The organism is Marinobacterium zhoushanense, from assembly GCF_014641945.1.
GTDB classification, from domain to species: Bacteria; Pseudomonadota; Gammaproteobacteria; order Pseudomonadales; family Balneatricaceae; genus Marinobacterium_D; species Marinobacterium_D zhoushanense.
On sequence record NZ_BMIJ01000007.1, the window covers coordinates 194,302 to 217,834 of the forward strand.

The 23,533-nt window shown below is 59.3% G+C and carries 16 protein-coding genes; 11 read left to right on the forward strand and 5 right to left on the reverse strand.

Annotated features, from left to right (window positions below):
* Positions 1–4: 4 nt before the first annotated feature.
* Together IEX40_RS17015 and IEX40_RS17020 are read left to right on the forward strand one after the other, a co-directional pair.
* The gene (locus tag IEX40_RS17015) at positions 5–436 is read left to right on the forward strand and encodes a universal stress protein (protein ID WP_188750459.1); all 432 of its coding nucleotides are present in this window, start codon (positions 5–7) and stop codon (positions 434–436) included.
* Positions 437–543: 107 nt separating this feature from the next.
* Positions 544–1,122, forward strand: a complete 579-nt coding sequence (locus IEX40_RS17020; RefSeq protein ID WP_188750461.1) for a hypothetical protein — start codon at positions 544–546, stop codon at positions 1,120–1,122.
* Here IEX40_RS17020 and IEX40_RS17025 read toward each other — a convergent pair.
* Entirely contained in the window at positions 1,109–3,190 is a 2,082-nt protein-coding gene (locus IEX40_RS17025; RefSeq protein ID WP_188750463.1) for a tetratricopeptide repeat protein, read from the reverse strand. The two genes, IEX40_RS17020 and IEX40_RS17025, sit on opposite strands and share 14 nt — an antisense overlap.
* A 70-nt stretch (positions 3,191–3,260) precedes the next feature.
* Complete coding sequence (locus IEX40_RS17030; protein WP_229680807.1) at positions 3,261–4,949, reverse strand: arylsulfatase; 1,689 nt, start codon at positions 4,947–4,949, stop codon at positions 3,261–3,263.
* Between the two features lie 296 nt (positions 4,950–5,245).
* Here IEX40_RS17030 and IEX40_RS17035 point away from each other — a divergent pair, with 296 nt between their 5' ends.
* Positions 5,246–6,451, forward strand: a complete 1,206-nt coding sequence (locus IEX40_RS17035; RefSeq protein WP_188750466.1) for an OprD family outer membrane porin — start codon at positions 5,246–5,248, stop codon at positions 6,449–6,451.
* Positions 6,452–6,512: 61 nt separating this feature from the next.
* On the opposite strand, the gene IEX40_RS17040 is transcribed toward IEX40_RS17035, so the two are convergent.
* Both IEX40_RS17040 and ypfH read right to left on the reverse strand, forming a co-directional pair.
* On the reverse strand, positions 6,513–7,310 hold the full coding sequence (locus tag IEX40_RS17040) for an IclR family transcriptional regulator domain-containing protein (protein WP_188750468.1): 798 nt from the start codon (positions 7,308–7,310) through the stop codon (positions 6,513–6,515).
* A gap of 167 nt (positions 7,311–7,477) precedes the next feature.
* On the reverse strand, positions 7,478–8,269 hold the full coding sequence (ypfH, locus tag IEX40_RS17045; protein WP_188750469.1) for an esterase: 792 nt from the start codon (positions 8,267–8,269) through the stop codon (positions 7,478–7,480).
* A 246-nt stretch (positions 8,270–8,515) separates the two neighbouring features.
* Here ypfH and IEX40_RS17050 point away from each other — a divergent pair, with 246 nt between their 5' ends.
* The 8 genes from IEX40_RS17050 (at position 8,516) to IEX40_RS17085 (ending at position 21,352) form a co-directional block, all read left to right on the forward strand.
* Positions 8,516–8,830 carry a hypothetical protein gene (locus tag IEX40_RS17050; protein WP_188750471.1) on the forward strand — a complete coding sequence of 105 codons (315 nt, stop codon included), beginning with the start codon at positions 8,516–8,518 and terminating at the stop codon, positions 8,828–8,830.
* Positions 8,831–8,894: 64 nt separating this feature from the next.
* Positions 8,895–9,485 carry a CBS domain-containing protein gene (locus tag IEX40_RS17055; protein WP_188750473.1) on the forward strand — a complete coding sequence of 197 codons (591 nt, stop codon included), beginning with the start codon at positions 8,895–8,897 and terminating at the stop codon, positions 9,483–9,485.
* A gap of 159 nt (positions 9,486–9,644) precedes the next feature.
* Positions 9,645–13,268, forward strand: a complete 3,624-nt coding sequence (gene nifJ / locus IEX40_RS17060; RefSeq protein WP_188750475.1) for a pyruvate:ferredoxin (flavodoxin) oxidoreductase — start codon at positions 9,645–9,647, stop codon at positions 13,266–13,268.
* Between the two features lie 2 nt (positions 13,269–13,270).
* The gene (locus tag IEX40_RS17065) at positions 13,271–14,272 is read left to right on the forward strand and encodes a dihydroorotate dehydrogenase-like protein (protein ID WP_188750477.1); all 1,002 of its coding nucleotides are present in this window, start codon (positions 13,271–13,273) and stop codon (positions 14,270–14,272) included.
* A gap of 172 nt (positions 14,273–14,444) precedes the next feature.
* A complete protein-coding gene (locus IEX40_RS17070) occupies positions 14,445–14,984 on the forward strand; it encodes a SiaB family protein kinase (protein WP_229680808.1) in 540 nt (179 codons plus the stop codon).
* Positions 14,985–14,998: 14 nt separating this feature from the next.
* Entirely contained in the window at positions 14,999–15,376 is a 378-nt protein-coding gene (locus IEX40_RS17075) for a DUF1987 domain-containing protein (protein ID WP_188750479.1), read from the forward strand.
* Between the two features lie 4 nt (positions 15,377–15,380).
* Positions 15,381–16,178, forward strand: a complete 798-nt coding sequence (locus IEX40_RS17080; protein WP_188750481.1) for an HD-GYP domain-containing protein — start codon at positions 15,381–15,383, stop codon at positions 16,176–16,178.
* A 104-nt stretch (positions 16,179–16,282) separates the two neighbouring features.
* Positions 16,283–21,352, forward strand: coding sequence for a transporter substrate-binding domain-containing protein (locus tag IEX40_RS17085; RefSeq protein ID WP_188750483.1), 5,070 nt, complete (start codon positions 16,283–16,285; stop codon positions 21,350–21,352).
* An 11-nt stretch (positions 21,353–21,363) separates the two neighbouring features.
* Here IEX40_RS17085 and IEX40_RS17090 read toward each other — a convergent pair whose 3' ends face one another.
* A complete protein-coding gene (locus IEX40_RS17090) occupies positions 21,364–23,520 on the reverse strand; it encodes a two-component system response regulator (protein WP_188750485.1) in 2,157 nt (718 codons plus the stop codon).
* Positions 23,521–23,533 lie beyond the last annotated feature (13 nt).

Sequence of the window (23,533 nt, forward strand, 5' to 3'; positions counted from 1 at the left end):
GGCGATGTACAGCAATATTTTGATTCCGATGGATCCGGACCACGCCGATCTGTTCGATGCCCAGGTGAAGGTGGCCCAGCGCCTGCTTGCGGCCGGCGGCACCATCTCCACCCTCTACGTTAACCAGAACTATGTGCACCATGTGCTGGCCGCGACCTCGTCGGAGCGGCCCACCGAGATCGAGCAGGCGATCCTGCAGCAGGTCAAAGCCCTGTTCGAGGCGGAGATACCCGAGGAGCAGCGTGGGCATGTTTACTCCCGTCGCGGAGTGGTGCATGACGAGATCGTCAAGAAAGCCAAGTCGATCGGCGCCGATCTGATCATCATGGCGGCGTGCAAGAAACCGTTGGAGCGCTACTTCCTCGGTTCCAATACGCGCAAGGTGATGACCGACGCCAGCTGCTCGGTGTTTGTGCAGAGGCAGATCGGGGGCTGAGCCTGAGCTTTCTTTGTTGGCACTGGGGACCCTAACCCTGTGCCGGCTGTCACAGGGCAGAGGAGAGGGATAGAATCCTCGGATAGGTCCAACAGAGAGAGCTCGATATGCGCGATTCAGCAAGCAGGCCTTTGTCTCTAATACTCGCTTTCCTGACCCTGATGTCGGTCTCGTCGATGGCGGCGGCGGAGCTGGCGCCGGCGCGTATCGAAGCTTACATCGCCAGCCTGAGCACAGTGCGCGAGCTGGGTGACCAGCTCAAGGCGGAGGGTAAGCAGGACCTGCTCGCGCGGCAGATCATGCCGCGTGCCGGTGAGCCGTTCGACCCGCATCAGCGGGCGGTGCAGACCTTGAGGCGGAATGAGCCGGACTACTACACGCGGCTTGAAAGTAATGTTCTACGCCAGGGGTTTACCAGTGCCGACAGCTGGGCGCGCACGGGGGACCAGATCGTACTCGCCTATGGCGCGGTGAAGGTGTCCGCGGAGAGTCCGCAGATGCTGGCGCTGGCAGCCCGGAGCGGCCCTGAGCAGGAGATCCTGTTGCAGACGCTGCCCGAGCCGCAACAGGGCCAGCTGAGGCAGGCACTGGTGGTGGCCAAGGCGCTGGCGCGAGTGCCCGAGGCGGATAAAAGGGCGGTACGGCCCTACGTGGCGCAACTGGATAAGCTGTTCAGTCAGCCGTGACCGGCTTGGGCTGGAGCTGGGATTGCAGGGCGCGGATCTGCGGATCGTCAGGAAATCGCTGTGTCAGTTGTAGCAACAGCGCAGCGGCTTCATCGCGATGTCCGGTGTGGTGCATCGCCAAAACCAGTCGATAGCCGTAAGTGCTGTTGTCAGGTGCGGCTTGCAGTGCTGCTTTCAGATCCTCCAGCGCAGGCTCTATATGGCGCAGTTGCAGGCGGGTCAGGCCGCGCAGGTGTAGCAGCATCGCCTCTCCCGGCTGAGTGGCGAGACCGTCGCTTAAAACTGACTCCGCTTGGCTGAAGCGTTTTTGCTCACGCAGCAGGTCGCTCAATACCAGACGTGCCGGCAGATAGCCCTGGTCCATCTCCAATGCCAGGTTTAGATCCCGCTCAGCCTGTTCAGACTGTCCGCTGAGCAGGGCGTAGCGCGCCTTCAGAGTACGACCTGCGGGCCGGTCGGCGATCTCGTTCAGATAGCGTTCATACTCCTGTCGGACCTCGTTGCTCTCTTCGGGTAGTGCCCGCCGCTGCAGTAGGGTTTCGAATGCAGCCAGGCGCACGGCGAGTGTGGGATCGCTCAACCCCTTATCGGCGAACTGTGCCAAGCTGTCCGCGGGCAGGTCCAGCGCGGCCCGCCAGGCGCTCTCTCGCAGCAGTGTCGATTCGCTATCCAGCTGCGCCGCTACCAGCGCCGGTGCCTCGTGCGCGAGCTGGGGCGCCTGCATCTCCAGCAGGCTGGCGCGCAGCAGAGGCGCGCGCTCGTTGTTTTCCAGAAAAGCCTTCATCACTGGCAGTGCTGCACGCTGGACGCTGAACCAGTCCGAGCGCTCGCGGTGGTTGGGCCAAAGTTGAGAAACCTGTTTCGCTGACCAGTTGCGGTCCCGATCTTGGTGGCAGGCCAGGCAGGGGTCAGGGCTTCCGGCCTGGGCGGCGGTCAGGGGATCGGGGGTGGTGAAGTTGTGTTCGCGGCGAGCATCTACCTGCATGTAGGTGGTTTGCGGCATATGGCAGCTGACGCATCGGGCGCCCTCGGAGCCGAGCGGGTGGCGGTGATGCTCGACGCGATCGAAGCTTGCGGCGGCATGACACTGGCTGCACAGCGCATTGCCCTCCAGCCGGGTTTTACCCGAGTGGGGGTCATGACAGTTGCTGCACACCACGCCGGCCTGGTACATCGGACTTTGCAGAAAGGAGCCGAGCACGAACACCTCCTCGCGCACCCGGCCGTCCGGGTAGTAGAGTGGCGCGAACAGACGATTCAGGCTGTACTCGTCACCAAGCTGGCCGCCGAGGTTGGGGCTGAGCCGGGTGCGCAGTGCGTGGCAGCGGCCGCAGACCTGGATCTGGTCGGTCGATGATGGTTCGCCAATATGCCGGGGTGGGTGGAGTTCGCTGCCGGTGAGCCAGGCACCTCTGGCTTTCAGGTCGAGACCGGCGGACAGGGACTGGCCGGATTTGGCCGCTTCAGCGTGGGCTTCAGCCTGGCTGTGGCAGGCGCTGCAACCGACGCCGAGCCGATCGTAGCGGGTGTCGTAACGGTCGCGGTCAGCAGAGTAGCCTTTGACCAGCGCTGTGGTATGGCAGTCGGCACACATGCTGTTCCAGTTCTGATAAACCCCGCGCCAGTGTAACGGGCTGCCCGGAATCTGTTGCTCGGGTTCATCCAGTCGGAACCAGCGCTGTCCACCCTTGGCTTCTGGACGGCTGTCCCAGGCGATATTGAGCGCCTGCAGGCGCCCGTCGCCCATATCTATCAGGTATTGCTGGAGCGGATAGACGCCGAAGGTGTAGCGCACGTTCCATTGCTGCGCCTCACCCTGTTCGGTCAGGCGCAGGCCGAAGCGGCCGTTGGCATGTTGGAATTCTGCCTTAATGCCGTTGTCGGCGTAGTGCCCGCTGAAGTCGCCCAGCACGCTGTTCTCATTGGCGATTTGCATCGCCACGGCGTGCTGGGATTGCTGCCAACGGGCGCTCTCCTGTGGGTGGCAGGCGGCACAGGAATCGGCGCTGGCCGGGGAGGGGGCCAGCGCCGCAATCAGCAGAAGCAGAGTCGGTAACAGCGCTCTCATCAGCTATTCCTGTGTTGTCGAGGTGCCGATGCAACGGCGGTTGGGCCAGGACGCAAGTCCGGCCCAGGTCTCAATACCCGCTTACCCAATCCGGGAGGATGACGTTGTTGTCTGCAGCATATTGCTCCCAGAGCTTAAGCATATGTGCCAATTGCTCCGGCTGCTCTTTGCTCAGGTCGTGACGCTCGGCCAGATCGTGGCTCAGGTCGAACAGCTGCACTTCGCCTTCGCTGTAGGGCTTGGGCATCATCACCAGTTTCCAGTCGCCTTGGCGAACATAGTACTTGCCGAACAGTTCACCACCCAATACGCGATCGCTGGTGCCTGCCTTGCCCTCCAGAACCGGCAGCAGCGACTGTCCGGAGATCGGTTCGATTGCCTTGCCCTTATAGTTGTTGCCCGGCTGACTGAGGCCGGCCAGCTCCAGCAGAGTCGGTGCAATATCCTTGACTGAGGTGAGGCTGTTGTTGACCACATTTGCGTTGACGCCGGGGGCCTTGATGATACCGATCGACCGGGTGCCGCCCTCGGTGGGGAAGCCCTTGTGCAGCTTGAATGCAGGCGCGCCGGCCCAGGCCCAGTTGGGGCCGTACAGGGTATAGGAGCCGGCGCGGCCCATCTGTTCGTAACTAAAGTCGTTGGTTTCGTCGATCACCTTGCGGATCTTCGGGAACAGATCGGCCGGCCAGGTTTCATCCAGATCATGCCCCTCGGCACCGTTGTCCGACAGGAACACCACCACGGTATTGTCGTACAGGCCGTTCTGTTTCAGATAGTCAAACACGCGCCCGGTGTGGGCGTCCATCTCGTCGACCATCGCCGCATAGATCTCCATCGCGCGTTTTTCAACCTTCTGTTCGTCGCTGCTAAGGCTATCCCAGGGGCGGCCTTTGGGCGGGCGTGGCGCGCTTTCGGCATCGGCCGGAATCAGCCCCATCGATTTCTGCTTCTCCAGGCGTTGAGCGAACAGCTCGTCGTAACCAGCGTCGTAGCGGCCCCGGTATTTTGCCATCGCCTCTTCCGGCGCTTGTAGCGGCCAGTGTGGCGCCGTGTAGCTGAGCATGCCGAAGAAGGGCGCACCGTTATCCTTGTCGGCTGCGATGTAGTCGATCATCTTGTCGGCATAATACTGGGAGGAGTATTGGAAACCGTCCGGCAGTTTATCCAAGAGCACGTCATCTTCCGCGTAGGGCGCCTTCGCTTCCGGGGTTGGTGCGTAGGAGGGTTTCATGTCGGAGAAATGGCTGGCACCGCCGACCAACAGGGAGAAGGAGTGCTCAAACCCTCTGTCGTTGGGTTTGCTGCCCTCACCCTTGCCCAGGTGCCACTTGCCGGTCAGGTAGGTGTTGTAACCGGCATCCTTGAGCAGGGTGGGCAGCGAGACCACGCGGTCGTTGATATGCCCCTCGTAACCCGGCTTGCCATCCTGGTTGGGTGCCAGCTCTTCGGCCATGTTGCCCAGACCCGCCTTGTGCGGGTCGACGCCAGTCAGCAGCGAGGCGCGGGTCGGTGAACAGGCGGGTGCGGTGTGGAAGTTGGTCATTCGGACCCCGGATGCCGCCAGTGCATCCAGATTAGGCGTGTCGATCTCGCCGCCGTAGCTGCCGAGGTCGGCAAAGCCCATGTCATCGGCCACGATCAATAGAATGTTCGGGTGTGCCGGATCGGTCGAGGCGGCAAAGGCCGGGTTACCGAACGTGGTCGCCCACAGGGCGAGCGATGTTGCCAGCGAAAGCTTGGACAGTGTCATCTGATTCATAAGAACTCCTGCGAGTCGTTTGTTGTAGTTATCGAAACACGAGGGGTGGTTTCACGTTTTATACTCAATCTATATAGATAGCCCTCTGTCCATCAATTGATGTTTTCACTGTGTGAAAAGTGCGGTGCCCGGTCTAATGAAAAACCTGACGTTAGACCTTTAATGCTGTTTTTACTCTGTGCAAATCTAATTTGCGTGCTCTGCGCCAGGGTTGTTTTATGTCCGTGCAGCAACCTGTCGAGACCGGGCAGGAAAAGGAAAATTATAAAAAATAAGGCGATCAGGAGTATTAGTTAATGAAGCGGAAAAAGCTGTTAAATTGTTCAATAATCTTGGCTTCAGGTTTTGTTATCAATTCACATGTATATGCAGTCGATGATAATATTGCGTTAACTTTTCGCACCCACTATGGACAGGTGGACCGTCATTTCGGTGCTGAAGACAGTGAAGAGATGAGTTTCACAGCTAAGCTGGATTATGCCTCGGATTACTACAAGGATTTAATTGGTTTCGATGCTTCGATCTATTCAGTAAGTAAGCTGTACGCGGATAAAAACACAGCCCGTATACCGCTTTTGGACGAGAATGGAGATGGATTCAGTAAAATTGGCCAAGCCAATATCAAGCTCAAACCTAATGACAATATGACCCTGCGTATGGGGCGGATGCGGATCATCTCACCGCTGATGACCGATACCGATGGTCGTTCGGAGCCCGGTACGCGTGAGGCGCTCCGGGGGGATGTGCAGATTGGTGGCGCCAAGCTCTATGGTATCTACAGTACCGCGGCGGCAGCGTCGGGCTATGACAGCTTTGAGCAGTATACCGATGATGGCGATGCGGTAGTAATCGTCGGCGGACGCTACAGGTTTGAAAACGGTCTGGGTGTGCATCTTGCCCACGGTCAGTTGCAGGATGCCAAGCGGCAGACCTTTATCAGTGGACACTACGGTATTCCTGTTGGCGAAGATAACCTGGATTTCGATATCTACCATTACATGGCCAAGGGTATAGGCGATCAATCCAATCTTGCTGATAATCCAGGCAGCGATGGCAAACTGGATACCTATTTAAGCAACATCGTTGTGGCTTATTCACATAAGGATCTGACCTACTCGCTCTCCTATCAGCGCGTGGGTGATGATCTATATGAGCCAAGCTGGGACGGATTTAACCACGACAGATCGGTGCTTTGGACCAATAACTCGGTCCAGATTCTCGATTTTTACAGTCCGCAAGAGGAGTCATTGCAAGTGCGGGTTGATTATGCGCCCTCACAGATTCCGGGTTTTACGCTGATGACCCGATATACCGAGGGCGATTATAAGGATGGTGATGAGAAACTGAAGGATAGTGAATTTAACCTGGAGGCGGGCTATGTCGTGCAGACAGGTGTTGCAAAGGATCTTGCTCTCAAAATGCGCTATGCCGATGTTGAGGTTGGCGGTGTGGGCAATCTGGAGGATATTCGATTGATTGCGGAGTATGGGTTCAGTTTTTAGTCGGGATTTTTAGTGAAGTAGTGTGTTTTAGGGCGCCATCGGCGCCCTTTTTTATTTCCTGTTAGTAAAGTTCGTGCTTCAAGATCTCTTGCGCTATCTGGTCCGCTGCGGCTTTGAGTTTCGGCAGCAACTCCTTCTCGACTTGACCCGGCTTGATGAAGGCGTCGAGCCACACAATGTTGATGCAGGCCTGCACCTCTTCCAGCACCATGATCGGAACGGCAGCGACCTGGACCGGGTAGGTGTCGTTGTCATCCGGGCCGCCAATATAGCGCGTGTCGCGCTCGGCATAACCCTTGTCACGAGTCGATTGCAACACCTTGCTGACCCACTCCTCGTCACGGGCGAGTTTTGCATCGGGCCCCTCTCCCAGTCGCAGGCGATGCAGAATTGCCGCCTGATCCTTGGGGTGGCTCCAGGCCAGGTAGGCCCGGCCCACGGCGGACTGCAGCATAAAGGGTTGATATCCCATAAAGCCCTGGGACAGAAACAGAGGCGACTGGCGCCGGGTCGTCTCCACGATCTCCATGCCACTGCCGTTGTAGATTGCCAGGTCCGAAGGCCAGTGTATCTCCCGCTGTAGCGTATCAAGTATCGGTGCGGCCAGTTGTGCCAGGCTGTTCTGGGTGCGGATATGGGTACCCAGTTCATGGATCTGGTAGCTGAGTCGGTAGCACTGATCACCGAGGCTGCGATACACCCAACCCGCTTCGATCAAGGTGGCCAGAATGCGCAGAAGGGTTGCACGATCCAGCTGGGTCGTCTGGTGCAGCTGATTCAGGCTCAGTGCGCAGTCGGGACCGTTCAGGGCTTCGATCACAGTAAGAGCACGGGTTAGCGAACGTATCAGCTTTGACATGAGGCTACGTATATCGGCTGGAGTTGTCTGCTTTCACTATAGCCCGCGTGCGATCAAGAGGTGTGAGGAGAGCAATACTGAGTCTCGGAATCTAGTCAGGCACCGAATCAGGAACAACTGATCCTTTCACCAGGTAAAAACCATACCGGGCATCGGTCGACCGGAAATCAAGACTCCTCCAGACTCTCTGCCAGCCTCTGCACCGCCATCTCCAGCAGCAGCGGGCTGATCTCATGATCCACGCCTTTTTCGGTGTCCAGTGTGACCTGTGCACCCAGTGACTCCAACCGTTCGCAGGCGGCACGGGCATGGCTGACCGGGATCACGCTGTCGTTCTCGCCATGCAGCAGGTGGATGCGGGTGTTCTCCGGTGCCTGGTCAGGCAGCGCCGCGTAGCGACCGGAGAAACCTAACACCTGAGCGGCCAGTCCATCCCGAGCCTTGATTGCTTCCAGCGACATGATGGTGCCCTGAGAGAATCCCACCAGTACCGTGTGTGCCGCATCGATGCCCTGGCGCTGCTGCAGGGTTTCCACCATCTCGATAAAGGCGGGCAGGGCGGCGGCAACCCGATGGGGGCGATTCTCTTCGGTGACACCGCGCAGGGAGAACCACTGACGTCCGCCGAAACCGCCGTCGAAGGGTTCGAATCCGTCCACCACCAGGCAGCAGGCATGGGGAAAGGCGGTATGCAGGGCATGGCCCAGCGGCGCCAGATTCTCTTTGTTGGCACCGACCCCATGCGCCAGGATAAACAGGTAGCGGGTTTCGCCCTGGGCCGGAATTTCGATCATCGCCGGTAATTTCATCTTTCTATCCTCTTTTCTTTGCACCGCTGGCGTGCAGCCGAGCAGCCAAGCATCCATCGACCGCTCGTGCAGGTTATGGGTGATACTGCCGGAGCCGATGATCAGAATACCCTGCGCGCGCAGCGCCGCACAGACCTGTCTCAATGGCAAAGGTTGCTGAACCTTGGGACAGGAACAGTGTCGGCAACGGGTTGGACATTTTCGACTCCTTGATGTTTGGATATGGGCCTACTCTAGCTTGTCCACGACGGCAATAAATCGCATTTATCAGCGCTATTTAAACAATTATTTAGATCATACCCGCCAGGATCTGCGACTGTTGGATAAATGCCTGCGTTCCACTACTCTGAATGTATGGATCGAATCTGCCCGGACTGGCCCGTTTGCGGTGATGATATGACGCTGTACCTCCGAAAGCTGCTCAGCCTGTCGCTTGCGAGTCTGCTCGCCCTGCTACTGTCGCAGGTGGCAAATGGCAGCCTGGCCGACGAGCGATATCTGAATTCTCCGGTATTGGCGGAGGGGGCGTTTGATCCAGAGCTTCAGGGCAGGTTTACGCCAGAGCCGGATCAGCCTTCCGTGCTGCCGGAAAACGCTAAAAATAACCTGTCGGCTGCGTTGGATAGCGCACCTGTTCCTGCGCCTGTTCTCACCATAGTCTGCTCCCCGTTAACGCTGCCGCCGTCGCGTGCCCCGCCTCCGTTTATCTGATCCCAGCGTTAGATACCACACTATTTTTACCCATTCTGCCTCAGGGGCAGGAGGAGTCTGTTCTATGCATCGTTATCATGAATTGAAAACCGTCGGCCTGGGTGACTATCCCTCAGTGATCGAGTCGGATCAGGTGGAAAGTTTTGACCTTAACAGCCCGGCACGTCTGGTAATGACCGACTTTCTCTATCACCGTCCACTGACGCTGCTACCGGATGAAGGTATCGATGATGCCATCGCCGCCATGCGTCAGGCGCACGTACGTTCGATCCTGGTCACCGATACCGCTGATGCGTTTCGTGGCATCGTCACCGTGGCCGATCTGGAGAGCCGAAAAGTCCTGAGTCTGGCGACCAGCTCCGGCCAGGCGCGGGGCGATCTGACCATCGGCGATCTGATGACGCCGAAGGAGAAGCTCCGGGGCGTGACTCTGGGCGCGGTGGAGAAGGGCACCATCGGTGACCTGCTGGAAACGCTGAAGAACGAGGGGCAGCCGCACATGCTGGTGGTGGATCCCGAGAGTCATCGTATCCGCGGCATCATCTCCTCCAGTGATATCGCCCGTCGTCTGCGGATATCGGTTGAGCTCAACCTGCGGGCCACCAGTTTCCGCGAATTGGTGGATATTATCTCTTCCGGCCGAGAGGTGAGCTGAGCAAGCGCCATTCGCCGACTATCCTGATACTGACACGGACCTTTTCACAGCGAACTTGGTCTGTGTCAGTTTTTCCGTACGTGGCACCTGAGATACTCGAGTAATAACTCAGACAATAACTCAGGTAATAACCGTGCCGGCGGATAGAAGGAGAACCGAATGGCGCCCGAATACCGCATGATGGATGGCAACGAGGCCGCTGCCACCATCGCCCACCTCCTCAATGACGTGATCGCGATCTACCCGATCACGCCCGCTTCCCCGATGGGCGAGTTGTGTGACAGCTGGAGTGCCAATGGCCGCCCCAACCTCTGGGGTGCCGTGCCCGATGTGATCGAGCTGCAGAGCGAAGCCGGTGCCGCCGGTGCCGTCCACGGTGCGCTGCAGGCCGGCGCCAAGACCTGCACCTTTACCGCTTCTCAGGGGCTGCTGCTGAAGATCCCCAACATGTTCAAGATCGCCGGTGAACTGACACCGACGGTGTTCCATGTCGCCGCACGTTCGGTGGCCACTCATGCGCTGTCGATCTTCTGCGATCACTCCGACGTCATGGCCACGCGCAGCACCGGCTTTGCGCTGCTGGCCTCAAACTGCGCTCAGGAGGTGATGGATTTTGCCTGTATCGCCGAAATGGCGACACTGGAGGGGCGGGTGCCGGTGCTGCACTTTTTCGACGGTTTCCGCACCAGCCATGAGGTGAGCAAGGTGGCACTGGTCAGCGCGGAGCAGCTGCGGGAGTTGATTCCGGCACACCTGGTACAGGCCTGTCGCGATCGCGGCATGTCGCCGAATCGCCCCCAGGTACGCGGCACCTCACAGAACCCGGACGTGTTCTTCCAGTCCCGTGAGGCGGTCAACTCCTTCTACAGCGCCTTCCCCGCCATTGTGCAGTCGGCGATGGACCGCTTTGCCGCGGTAACTGGTCGCCAGTACCGGCTTTACGAGTACTGCGGTGCACCCAATGCCGAGCGGGTAATCCTGTTGATGGGGTCGGGGGCGGAAACCGCGGTCGAAACGGTGACGCACCTGAACGCTGGCGGCGACAGGGTCGGCGTGCTCAAAGTGCGTCTGTTCCGTCCCTTCGATGGCAAAAGGCTGATCGAGGCGTTACCGAGTACTACCAGAACGTTGGCGGTGCTCGATCGCACCAAGGAACCTGGTGCCGATGGCGAACCGCTATATAAGGATGTGTCCACCGCGCTGCTGCAGGCGTACTCGGGCGGCGACTGGAAAGGGGCCGGTCTGCCCCGGATCATAGGCGGGCGCTTTGGGCTGGGTTCCAAGGAGTTCACCCCGGCGATGGTCAAGGCGGTGTTCGACCACCTGGCCGGTGATGCTCTGCGCAATCCGTTTACCCTCGGTATCGACGATGATCTCAGCCAACTGAGTCTGGCCTACGATCCGGATTTTCGTACCGACGCCTGCAACCAGTGGATGCAGGCGGTGTTCTACGGTCTGGGCGCGGACGGCACCGTAAGTGCCAACAAGAACAGCATCAAGATCATCGGCGGCGAGCCGGGGCGCTATGCCCAGGGACATTTTGTCTATGACTCGAAAAAGTCCGGCGCGGTGACGGTGTCGCACCTGCGTTTCGGTCCTGAGCCGATCCACGCTGCCTACGAGATTCAACCTGGGCAGGCGGATTTCGTCGCCTGTCACCAACCCCAATTCCTCGACCGCTACCCGATGTTCGAGCTGGCGAAGGATGGCGCCTGCGTGCTGATCAACACCCCGCTGACCGGCGATAGTTTCTGGACCACGCTACCGGGCGAAGTTCAGCGGCTGATGCGGGAGCGCAAGCTGCGCGTGCATCTGATCGACGCCTATCGAGTAGCGGAGAGTGCCGGCCTCGGCAAACGGATCAACACCATTATGCAAACCTGCTTCTTCGCCCTCACCGAGGTGTTGCCGAAGGAGGAGGCGATTGCGGCGATCAAGTCAGCGGTGGAGCGCTCCTACGGCAAGCGCAGCCGCCTGGTTGCGGAGATGAATATCGAGGCGATCGATAACGCCTTGGCCAATCTGCAGGGCTTCGATGTTCCGGCTACGCCGTTGGGACAGATCCCGATGCGTACCATCGACCTGGCACCGGATCCCTTCCTGCAGTACGTAACCGCCGAGTTGATCGCGGGGCGCGGCAACGCGTTGCGCGTGAGTCAGTTGCCGGTGGACGGTGCCTGGCCCTCCGCCACCGCGCGGTACGAAAAGAGAGACCTGGCGCTGCAGATCCCCAACTGGGAGCCGGATCTGTGCACCCATTGCGGCAAGTGCGTGCTGGTCTGTCCGCACAGTGTGATCCGCTCCAAGGCGTTCAACGCCGCTGAACTGGCAGCCGCGCCGGACGGGTTCAAGGCGGTGCCGATCAAGGGCGCGAAGGAGTTCCCGCCCGATACCCTGATCAGCTACCAGCTGTCGCCGGAGGATTGCACCGGCTGCACCCTCTGTGTCGAGATCTGCCCGATCAGTGACAAGAGCAATGCCAGCCGCAAGGCGATCAATATGGTGGCCAAGGAATCCACGCTGGAGCAGGAGAAGCGCAACTGGGCCTTCTTCGAGGCACTGCCCGAGTTCGACCGCACCCAGGTCAAGGAGACCACGCTGAAAGGTGCCATGCTCTACCAGCCGCTGTTCGAGTTCAGCGGTGCCTGCTCCGGCTGCGGCGAAACCCCCTATGTGCGGCTGCTCAGCCAGCTCTATGGCGATCATATGCTGGTGGCCAATGCCACCGGTTGCTCATCGATCTACGGTGGCAACCTGCCCACCACCCCCTGGACCCATAACGCCGAAGGGCGGGGGCCGGCCTGGAACAACTCCCTGTTCGAGGACAACGCCGAGTTCGGCCTGGGGATGCGTGCGGCACTGGATGCGCAGAGCGCTTACGCACGGGCGTTGCTGGTGGGCTTGAACGACAAGCTCGACGTTGAACTGGTGGCGGCGATACTGAACGCCGACGAGAGCAGCGAGGCGGGACTGGTTGCGCAGCGTAAGCGGATCGAAACCCTGCGCGCGGCGCTGCATAGGGTCGACGACCCCTGCGCCAAGGCACTGCTGGCAGTGGCTGACAAATTGGCGCGGCACAGTGTCTGGATCGTCGGCGGTGACGGCTGGGCCTACGATATCGGCTACGGCGGCCTCGACCATGTGCTGGCGTCGGGGCGTAACGTCAACATCCTGGTACTCGACACCGAGGTCTACTCCAATACCGGTGGTCAGACCTCCAAGGCCACGCCGCGGGCGGCGGTGGCCAAGTTCTCTGCCAGCGGCAAACCGGGGCCGAAAAAAGACCTGGCGCGGCTGGCGATGGACTACGAGCATGTTTACGTGGCCCATGTGGCTTATGCCGCCAAGGATGTGCAGACCCTGCGCACCTTCCTGGAGGCGGAAAGCTACGACGGGCCATCACTGATCATCGCGTATTCGCCCTGTATCGCCCACGGATTCGATCTGGCCGACAATCACGAACACCAGCGTCTGGCTGTGGACTCAGGGCATTGGCCGCTGTTTCGTTACGATCCGCGCCGCGCCGCCGCAGGGCAAAACCCGTTGCGGCTGGACTCCAAGCCACCCTCTATCCCCTACCGTCGTTTTGCCGGTACCGAAGCGCGTTTCAGCATGCTGATGGGCACCCACCCCGAGGCCGCCAAGGCGTTTCTCGATGCGGCTCAGCATGAGGTGAGCGAACGTTACCATCGCTACGCCCAGTTGGCCGAGTTGAGCTGGGAAGAGGTTGATTCTCCCGCCGAGGATGAGGCACCGCAAGCAACCGGTGCCGAGGAGGTATGACAATGAAACAACGATTGAAAGCACGTTATCTGGGACTGGATCTTAAAAGCCCGCTGGTGCCCTCGGCCTCGCCGTTGACCGCCACGCTGAGCGGCGCACGCGCACTCGAAGATGCCGGTGCGGCGGCGATCGTCATGCACAGCCTGTTCGAGGAGGAGTGCCAAAAAGATCAGCAGATGTTGCATCAGTTCCTCTATGACCGGGAGCAGGGGCACGCCGAGTCCGAAGGCTATCTGCCGGAACCCGATGGTTTCAAGACCGCCGAAGAGCGCTACCTGGAGACTCTCAAGCAGATGAAGGAGCATCTGGAGGTACCGGTGATCGCCAGCTTGAACGGCATCACCCGGCGCGGCTGGTCCGAACACGCCCGGCAGATCGCCGAGGCCGGTGCCGATGCGCTGGAGCTGAACGTCTATTATGTGGCCGCGGATGCCGAGGAATCATCGCAGGATGTGGAGCGCCGTTACCTGGATATCCTGCATGCGGTGCGCTCATCGGTGCCGGATCTGCCGCTGGCGGTGAAAATCTCCTCCCAGTTCACCAGCCCGGTACATTTTGTCAGCCAGCTGAAGCAGGTGGGGGCCAGTGCGGTGGTGCTGTTCAACCGTTTCCTGCAACCGGACATCCAGCTCGACACCCGGCGCCTGCACTCGATGCTCGAGCTGTCGCACTCCGGCGAATTGCGCGAGCGGTTGCGCTGGATCGCGATCGTGCGCGCGCAGGTCGCGATCGATATCGCCGTGACCGGCGGCGTACACAGTGCGGAGGATGTGTTGAAGGCGCAGATGTGCGGTGCCGATATCACGCAGATGGCGAGCGCACTGATGCAGCGCGGTCCCGGGATCATCCGCGAGATGGAGTCGATGTTGCTCGACTGGTTGGACGAGAACGAATACGACAACCTGCTGCAGCTCAAGGGCAGTGTCTCCTACCGCAATGCGGCTGACCCTGCGGGCTTTGAGCGGGCTAATTATCTGCAGACGTTGGACAGCTGGCGACCTTGACCGGTCGGACAAAAGTGACAACCCTAATTCTGGTGTTAGTATTCTGTAAACGGATGTTTTAATCGGGCGATGCAGGTGACAGTGATATGTGTCACTCTGTAATCTGATCGGGGCATTATCCATGAGGTAGCGGGAATGCTAGCCAATACTCCGATGACCGAAGGGCTTTGGAATGGATATTAAAGCGATAGAAAAAATACTGGAGGCGGACGGTATCGTCTTCCTCACGTATGGCGGTTTCATCACCCAGTCACTGATCGCCGGCATGACCGATGCGCTGGAGCGCGAAAGCGAAAAAAAGGATATCAATCAGAGGCTTGCCAACAATATTTTCGTCATATTCATCGAGCTTTCGCAGAATATGATGAACTACTCCAAGAGCCGTGAGAACGCAGGTGGCGAGTTCGATCCCAAGGGGCTGATCATGGTCGGCAAAGGGGAGGGCGACAGTTACTACGTGCTCAGCCAGAATATTCTCGATAGCGGCGACAGGGACAAGATCCTGCCCAAACTCGAGGAGATCCAGGGGCTGGACAACGATGGGTTGAAGAGGCGATACCGGGAGCTGAGAAAAAGCGGCCGGGACAGTCATGGTAAAGGGGCGGGGATCGGATTCTACGAGATCGCCAAACGCTGCGACCAGATCAAGTATGAGTTCATCTCCATCGGCGACGACAAATTCTACTTTCAGTTCAAGGCGTTCGTGAAATGATCCGGGGTGTTGTCATGGAAAAACTGCAATTGGAAGCAACTCAGTATACGCCGGAGATTAACCTGGATCCCGCCGGGATCATGGCCTTTTCCGGCAAGTCCTATCCTGAGAATACCTTTGATTTCTACCAGCCGGTGATGGAGTGGCTGGATCAGTATTTTGCCAATGAGCTGCCGAAGCGGACGGTGGTCAATATGGAGATCGTCTACTTCAATTCCAGCAGTTCCAAGCTGTTCTTCGACATGTTCGACATGATGGAGGAGGCCAGCGGTGAACATAGCCTTGAGGTCAACTGGATATACGATCCGGAAAACGAGAGCGCGCGCGAGGCGGGCGAGGACTTTATCGAAGATTTCGAAAAACTGACCATTAATCTCATCGAAAAAGGATAAGCCGATGAGCATGAGTCCCGACGATAAGCTCATCATGGAGCTTGAGGGGTTGCGTGAGCGGTTCAACAAGACTACCGACAAGATAGTCAGAGATATCAACCGTCAGAAGAGGATCATGGAGCGCAGCGATAAGCGCCAGCGCCAGGAGTATGACGAGATCCAGAAGCGGGTGGCCGAGATCGAGCAGTTGAACCGCGAGATCGAGGAGACTCAGCGCGAGGTGGTGTTCACCATGGGCGCCATCGGCGAGAGCCGCTCCAAGGAGACCGGTAACCACGTCAAGCGTGTCGCAGAGTATTCCAGGCTGTTCGCACTCTACTACGGCCTGGACCCTGAAGTGGCTGAGCTGCTCAAGCAGGCTTCGCCGATGCACGATATCGGCAAGGTCGCCATTCCCGACAGCATATTGAACAAACCGGGACGCCTCGACGACGAGGAGCTCGAGGTGATGCGGACCCATGCCCAACTGGGGTATGAGATGCTGGCCTACTCCTCCCGGCCGTTACTGAAGTTGGCCGCGACCGTCGCCCACGAACACCACGAGAAATGGGATGGCAGCGGCTACCCGCGGGGGTTAAAGGGCAAGGATATCCATATCGCCGGCCGGATCACGGCGCTGGCCGATGTGTTTGACGCCCTGGGCAGTGATCGTTGTTACAAAAAGGCGTGGGACGACGAGCGGATCTTCGCGCTGTTCCGCGAGGAGCGCGGGCGGCATTTCGATCCCGATCTGATCGATATCTTCTTTGACCATCTCGATGAGTTTCTGGAGATCCGCGAACATTTGAAGGATGACTACTGACCGGATATTCGGTTGACGATTATGGCTAGGACAGCCGCGGCCGGCGATGGTCCAGGATTAAGTCCGTAGCGCCGATCGATCCGCGGCAGCACAGGGATATCGCGATGAAGAGAGTGTGTGCACTGCTGTTGCTCCTGTTCAGCTGCCTGGTGCAGGCTGACCCCGCTCAATTCAAGGCCACACTCGACAGTCAGCAGTTGAGCTGGCTCGACAACCACCCGCAGATCCGAATTGGCGCGATGGATGGCTGGCCGCCGATGAATTTCGTTGATTATCGCCAGCAACCACAAGGGATAGGTGCCGACCTGGTGGCGGCACTTAACCGGCGTCTGGATGGCCGTTTGCAGATCGTCTCCGGGCCCTGGAGCGAGATCTACGAGAAAACCCAGCAGGGTGAGCTCGATGCACTGCTCGATATCACTCCCAAGCCGGAACGGGAAGCGTTCTTCAACTTCACCCGGCCCTACCTGCATATCCCCCACGTTATTGTGGCGCGCAAGGATGCCGCCTACCTGGCCAATTTGGAGGCGTTGTCCGGCAAGACCGTCGCGCTGGAAGCGAATATCGGCACGGTCAGATACCTGAAGGCCAACTTTCCGCAGATCACCGTGCGTGAGTACCGCGACACCTCCCACTGCCTGGACGCCGTCAACCGGGGCGACGCGGATGCCTATGTCGGCAACCGGGCAGTGGTCGACTACCTGATCACCCAGGAACTGTTGCAGAACCTCAAGATTCACGGTCGGGACAATACCCGGCAGGGCTCGGTACTGGCGATCGGCACGCCCAAACAGAACCCTATATTGCGCGATATTCTGCAGCGTGCGCTGGATGATATCCGCCCCCAGGAGTTCAACGCGATTCTGTCCCACTGGAGTGCTGCACAGGCGGGTGATTTGGAGCTGACCGAGGAGGAACGGAACTGGATCGCCCGGCAGGTTGAAGTTCGGGTCGGTGGCGAAGCCGATTGGCCGCCGTTCGATTTCGTCGGTCAGGATGGCCGTTATCAGGGGATAGCGCGCGATATCCTCGACCTGGTGGCCAACAAAACTGGTCTTAAACTGCGCTATATCACCGGCCAGACCTGGGCAGAGATGTTGGCGGCGTTCAGGAGTGGCGAGCTGGATGTGCTGCCGGCGATCTACAAAAGCGAGCCGCGTGCAGAATACACCGAGTTTACGGCCCCCTACTTCGAGGTCAAGGACTACGCCTTTATGCGCAGCGATGCGGTGGCGCCTGCGTCGCTGGAGGCGCTGGCGCAGCTGCGTATAGCGGTGATCGATGGTTATCAGATTGTTGAAAATCTGCGCAAGCGCTTCCCCGATATCGAACTGGTTCCGGTCAGTTCGCTGCAGCAGGGGATAGATGCCGTGCTGCTCGGGCGCGCCGACGCTTACATCGACGGTTATGCGGTGGTTCGCTATCAGCTGGCGCGCAACCTGCAAACCGGGCTCAAACCGGTGTTGCCGGTGGATTTCTACGTTAACAGCCTGCATGTGGGGGTAAGCAAGCGTCAGCCGCTGCTGGCCAGCATCGTACAAAAGGCGGTCGCCTCGATCGGTGACGAAGAGAAAAATGCCATCCTGCGCAGATGGTTTGGCGAACAGTCCGCCGCACCGGTTCGGCGCAGGGTCGATCTCAGCGCGGCAGAGCGTCAGTTCCTCGCGCAGCATCCGCAGATCCAGGTCTATCACGACGCCAACTGGCCTCCATTCAGTTTTAACGAGGCGGGGCAGGCAGAAGGGCTCTCCGTTTCGCTGATGAACCTGATTGCGGAGAAAGCCGGCTTGAGCGTCGAGTATGTCACCGGACCGGCCTGGGATGAGGCGATGCAGGGAGCCCGTGACGGGACCATCGATCTGCTGCTCGACGTGTCTCCCTCGCCCGAACGTGCCGAGTATCTTGCGTTTACCGCGCCCTACATCAAAGCGCTGCGCGGCGTCGTGATGCGCCAGGGCGCGCCGCCGGTGCAGCGCTTTGAGGAGCTGCTCGATAAAACCATCGCCCTGCCTCGGGGCTTCTACTACACCGAGTATTTTCAGAAATACCACCCCGAGGTGGAGCTCTACCTGGTCGACAGCGACGAGGAAGCGCTGCAGGCAGTTGCCTACGGCAAGGCTGATCTGACCCTGGGGGTGATGGCGGCCCATCAGTATCTGATGGAGAAGAGCTACATCACCAACCTGAAAATTTCCGCGCTGCCCGAATCGGAGCTTGACTCGCAGCTGTTTCAACCCTCGCCACTGGCCATTGCCATACGCAAGAGTGCACCTGAACTGGCGTCGATCCTGAACAAGGGGCTGGCGGCGATCAGCACCGACGAAATGCGTGGCCTTATTCAACTCTGGCTGGGTGACTCCAACAGCTATCCCGATCCGGCCGAGTTGGAGGCGCTTAACCTGACTCGTGAGGAAAAGGAGTGGCTGCGCAGCCACTCGGTTATCCGCTACAGCGAAGTCAACTGGAAGCCGTTGTCGATCATCGACAACGGACGCATGACCGGCATCATGGGCGAGTACCTGTCGTTGGTGGAGCGGCGTACGGGCCTGCAGTTCCAGTATGTACCGGCGCAAAGCTGGCCGGAGGTGCTCGAACAGTTTGCCAACGGCGTGATCGATCTGATTCCGGGTGCAGGGGACTCGCCTCAGGAGCGCTCGCTTGGACTGCTCAGCGATCGTTATGCCGGCTATCCGATGGTTATCGTGACCAATAGCCAGATCGCCTACGTGCGCTCGCTGAATGAACTCAGTCAGCGCACCTTCGCCGTGCCCAAGGGGTATACCAGTGCCCACTACTTCAGGCAGTCGCTGCCGGATGCGAGGCTGATCGAGACCCGCGACGTGCCCGAAGCGCTGGGGCTGGTGGCCAGCGGCGAGGCCGATGCGTTTATCGGACACCTGGCGCCGGCACTGTATTACATGGGGCAGATGCCCGGCGGTGAGCTGCGCATCGCCGGCAATACCGATTTCCAGTTCAATCATCACTTCCTGATCTCGCCGCGTTATCCGGAACTGCAGTCGATCATCAACAAGGTGTTCGCCACGCTGACCGAAAAGGAGCGGGAGCAGTTCTATCACGATTGGGTTCAGGTCGCGGTGCAGCAGGGGATCGACTACTCGTTGATCTGGAAGGCATTGGCGGTGGTACTGGCGCTGGCGGCGGTGATGATCTACTGGAACCGGTCGCTGAAGAGCAGGGTGCAGCGGGCGACGGCGGAACTGACAGCGCTGCTCGACTCGTTTGACCGCCATGTCATCGCCTCCAAAACCGATCTCGAGGGGCGCATCACCTACGTGTCCGATGCCTTCTGTGCGATCAGCGGCTATCAGAGGTCGGAACTGCTGGGCCAGAATCACCGCTTGATCAAGCACCCGGATAACGACCCCGCACTCTATCGGGAGATGTGGCAGACCATTGCCGACAAGCGGGCAACCTGGCGTGGCGAACTGAAGAACCTGCGCAGGGATGGCAGCCATTTCTGGGTCGAGGCGATCATCCAGCCGGAGTACGATCATCATGGACGCCACATCGGCTACAGCGCGATACGCCAGGACATCACCGCCAAGAAAGAGGTGGAGGAGCTGAGCAGCTCGCTGGAACAGAAGGTTGAGGAGCGTACCGAGGAGTTGCGCGAAAGCCAGGAGTATCTGGCCGAAGTGCTGGATTCCCAGCCCAGTATCGTCATGACCACGGATGGTCGCCGGATCAGAAGCGTGAACCAGGCGTTTCTCAAATTCTACCGTCTCGACTCCTTGCAGCAGTTTGCCCATGACTGCATCTGCGACACCTTCGAGCAGCGCGAGGGCGAACACTATCTGCAGCGGGATATGGGCGAGCACAGCTGGCTCGAGTATGTGCGGCTCCACCCCGATACCAACCATGTCGCCTGTATCGCCGGCAACCTGTTCACGGTCAGTGCCACCGAGGTCGATATCGGCGATGAGGCGCTGTATCTGGTCGTGCTGACCGACATTACCCAGTTGCAGGCGGCCCAGGAGGAGCTCAACAAGAGCCGGCGGCTGATGCATGATCTGATCGACAACACCGATGCGGTGATACACGTCATGGATCTTGAGGGTAACTACCTGCTGGTCAACCGTGGCTGGCGTAGCGTATTCGGCATGGACTACGAGGTGGTAGGGCTGGACAGTCCGCAACTGAAACTAGACTCGGCACCGGTCATCGATCCGGATCAGCTGCCGGATGAGTACAAGGAGCTGACCATACGGGAAGTGAAGGTTCCGGTACATGACCAGGACAATATCTTCCTCTCATACCGCTTCCCGCTGCACGATCATCGTGGGCGTCTCTACGCGACCGCCGGCGTGGCGATCAATATTACCGAGCGCAAGGAGACCGAACGTCAACTGGAGGCGTTCAACCGCAAGATCTCCGACTCCATCGAATACGGGTCGTTGATTCAGAATGCACTGCTGCCCGAACAGGCGCAGCTGCAGAGCTTCTTCGACAGCCACTTCACCATCTGGGAACCGAAGGACGTGGTCGGTGGTGATATTTTCCTGTTCGATTCGCTCAGCAACGCGCATGAGGCGATGCTGATGGTGATCGACTGCACCGGCCATGGGGTACCGGGGGCGTTCATGACCATGCTGGTCAAGGCGGTAGAGCGTGGCATCGTCAGTGATCTGCTGGCCAGCGATCAAGAGGTGCATCCGGCGGAAATTCTGCAGCGGTTCAACCGTACCATCCGCACGTTGCTGCGCCAGGACAGCCCCGATGCGGCCAGCAACGCCGGCCTCGATGGCGCGGTGCTCTATTTCGACAAACAGCGTGATCTGCTGCGTTTTGCCGGCGCTGAAACCCCGCTGTTCTATTTCGACGGCGTCGGAGAGCTGCAAACGATCAGGGGTGATCGCCAGGGGATAGGTTATCGCAGTTCAGACCCTCACTTCGTATTCACCGAGCATGAGCTCAGGATCTCCGAGGTACGGCGCCTGCTGTTGACCACCGATGGTTATATCGACCAGAACGGTGGAGAAAAGGGGTTCCCGCTGGGCAAGCGGCGACTGAAAGAGCTGCTGCTGGCATATCGGGATCGACCGATCGATGAGTTGCGAGAGGGATTGCTGGCGGCCCTGTGCGACTGGCAGCAGCGGGAGGAGCGCAGCGACGACCTGACGCTGGTCGGCATTGACCTCTATCGGCCTGACTAAGGGGCAAACGGTTACTGCTTGCCGTCTCGATGCCCCAACAACAGTTGTGTCATCTCCTCAGCCGGCACCGGGCGACTGATCAGGTAGCCCTGAGCAAAATCGCAACCCTCGTCCTGCAGGAATGCCAACTGCTGTTGGGTTTCCACCCCTTCGGCTATCACCTTCAGGTTCAGGTTGTGGGCCAGGGAGATGATGGCGCGCACGATTTCGGCGCTCTTCTCCTCCTGAAACAGCCGCTGTATGAACAGGCGGTCGATCTTCAGCGCATCCAGCGGCAGGTGTTGCAGGTAACCGAAGGAGGAGTAGCCGGTGCCGAAGTCGTCGACCGACACGGCGATTCCCAGGAACTGAAACGCGCTCAGGGTGGCCACGGCACTTTCAGGGTCGTGCATCATCATACTTTCGGTGATCTCGAACTCGATGCAGTCCCGGGGCAGTTCATATTGATCGAGCAGCAGCCCGACCTGTTCCGGCAGCGCCTCCTGCTGCAGCTGTTTGACCGACAGGTTGACCGCCACGCATAGGCTCAGGCCATGTTCGTCACGCCAGTGTTTCAGCTGGCGGCAGACCTGGTCGATGATCCAGTCGCCCAACTGGCCGATGCGGCCCATCTCCTCCAGCTTGGGTATGAAGGTGTCGGGGCCGATAGTCATATTGCCGTCCGGTTTCCAGCGCACCAGCGCTTCGCACCCCAGGATTCGACCGCTGCCCAGCTCCAGCTTGGGTTGGTAGTACAGCTCGAACTCCTGCTGGGCCAGCGCCCGGCGCAGGTTGCGCTCCAGCTCCATGGCGGCCAGCGCCTGCTGCTGCAGCTCTTCGGTGAAGAACTGGAAGTTTTGCCGCCCGCTGCTCTTGGCCTTGAACATCGCCAGCTCCGCCGCCTGCAGCAGCGGCTCGAACAGCTCCCCCGATTCGGGGAAGGTGGCGATACCGATGCTGGCGCCGATGAAGAACTCGTGGCCGTGGATCTTGAACGCCTCCGACAACACATCGATGATCCGTTCCGCCAGCTGAGCCGCGTTGCGGTTGTGATGCTCGGTGAAACTCTCCAGCAGAATGATGAACTCGTCGCCGCCCAGGCGGCCGATCAGGTCGCCGTCGCGTATCAGCCGGCATACCCGGTGGCTGACCTCCTGCAGCAGCAGATCGCCCACGTCATGGCCGAACTGATCGTTTACCTGGCGGAAATGATCGATGTCCAGGTGCAACAACGAGAAACCCCGGCGATTGCTATCGGCCCGTTCGATGGCCCGATGCAGATGCTTCTCGAAGGTGCCGCGGTTGAGCAGGCCGGTAAGGGTGTCGAACTGTGCCAGGCGTGACAGCTGCTCCTCGATCTTGCGCCGCTGCGTGATATCCTGAAACGCGATCACCACGCCGACCATCCGATTGCCGTCGTGGATGGGGTTGGCCAGGTACTTGACTGGAAATACCTGCTTCTCCTTGTTGTAGAACAGGCCGAACTCCTCGTGAAAGGTGAGACCGGCGTTACAGCGCTTGAACACCTGCGAGTCCTGCCAGGCGATGTGCTCCTCCTGGTGATGCGACAGGTTGACGAACTCCTGTATCCCGCGCCCGCTCAGTTGAGCCTCCGGCAGCCCCAGTAACTTCTCGCAGGCGGGGTTGGTGTAGGTGATGCGGCCCTGAGCGTCGACCCCCAGAATCCCTTCACCGATCGATTCGAGCAGCAGACGGTTCTTGCTCTCCAGCCGTTGTACGTCGCCCAGCGTGCGCTGCAGACGGCTGCGCTGATCCTCCAGCTCGAGAAATACCTGTATCTTGCTGCGCAGCGAGTGTGCGTTGATCGGCTTGAACAGGTAGTCGACGGCGCCGACTTCGTAGCCCTTGAACTCCAACTCTTTGCTGGGGTCGGCGGCGGTGATGAAGATCAGCGGCACATGCCGGGTACTCTCGTTGCACCGCAACAGCGAGGCGGTCTCAAAGCCGTCCATGTCCGGCATCATCACATCGAGCAGGATGACAGCATATTTTTCCCTGAGTGCCATCGACAGCCCCTCCTTGCCGGAGTGGGCGTAGTGAAAGGTTGCCTTGACCTCATGCAGGATACGTTTGATGACGCGGTGGTTTTCCGGTCGGTCATCCACAATCAGTATATTGGGCAACCCGCCATCGCTACGTACAAGCTCCACACCGTTCTCTTGCTGCACCTTGGCTCCTCCT

Coding starts and splice junctions, on each gene's coding strand:
- IEX40_RS17015 (WP_188750459.1), top strand. CDS start 5: ATGTACAGCAATATTTTGATTCCGATGGATCCGGACCACGCCGATCTG.
- IEX40_RS17020 (WP_188750461.1), top strand. CDS start 544: ATGCGCGATTCAGCAAGCAGGCCTTTGTCTCTAATACTCGCTTTCCTG.
- IEX40_RS17025 (WP_188750463.1), bottom strand. CDS start 3,190: ATGAGAGCGCTGTTACCGACTCTGCTTCTGCTGATTGCGGCGCTGGCC.
- IEX40_RS17030 (WP_229680807.1), bottom strand. CDS start 4,949: ATGAATCAGATGACACTGTCCAAGCTTTCGCTGGCAACATCGCTCGCC.
- IEX40_RS17035 (WP_188750466.1), top strand. CDS start 5,246: ATGAAGCGGAAAAAGCTGTTAAATTGTTCAATAATCTTGGCTTCAGGT.
- IEX40_RS17040 (WP_188750468.1), bottom strand. CDS start 7,310: ATGTCAAAGCTGATACGTTCGCTAACCCGTGCTCTTACTGTGATCGAA.
- IEX40_RS17050 (WP_188750471.1), top strand. CDS start 8,516: ATGACGCTGTACCTCCGAAAGCTGCTCAGCCTGTCGCTTGCGAGTCTG.
- IEX40_RS17055 (WP_188750473.1), top strand. CDS start 8,895: ATGCATCGTTATCATGAATTGAAAACCGTCGGCCTGGGTGACTATCCC.
- nifJ (WP_188750475.1), top strand. CDS start 9,645: ATGGCGCCCGAATACCGCATGATGGATGGCAACGAGGCCGCTGCCACC.
- IEX40_RS17065 (WP_188750477.1), top strand. CDS start 13,271: ATGAAACAACGATTGAAAGCACGTTATCTGGGACTGGATCTTAAAAGC.
- IEX40_RS17070 (WP_229680808.1), top strand. CDS start 14,445: ATGGATATTAAAGCGATAGAAAAAATACTGGAGGCGGACGGTATCGTC.
- IEX40_RS17075 (WP_188750479.1), top strand. CDS start 14,999: ATGGAAAAACTGCAATTGGAAGCAACTCAGTATACGCCGGAGATTAAC.
- IEX40_RS17080 (WP_188750481.1), top strand. CDS start 15,381: ATGAGCATGAGTCCCGACGATAAGCTCATCATGGAGCTTGAGGGGTTG.
- IEX40_RS17085 (WP_188750483.1), top strand. CDS start 16,283: ATGAAGAGAGTGTGTGCACTGCTGTTGCTCCTGTTCAGCTGCCTGGTG.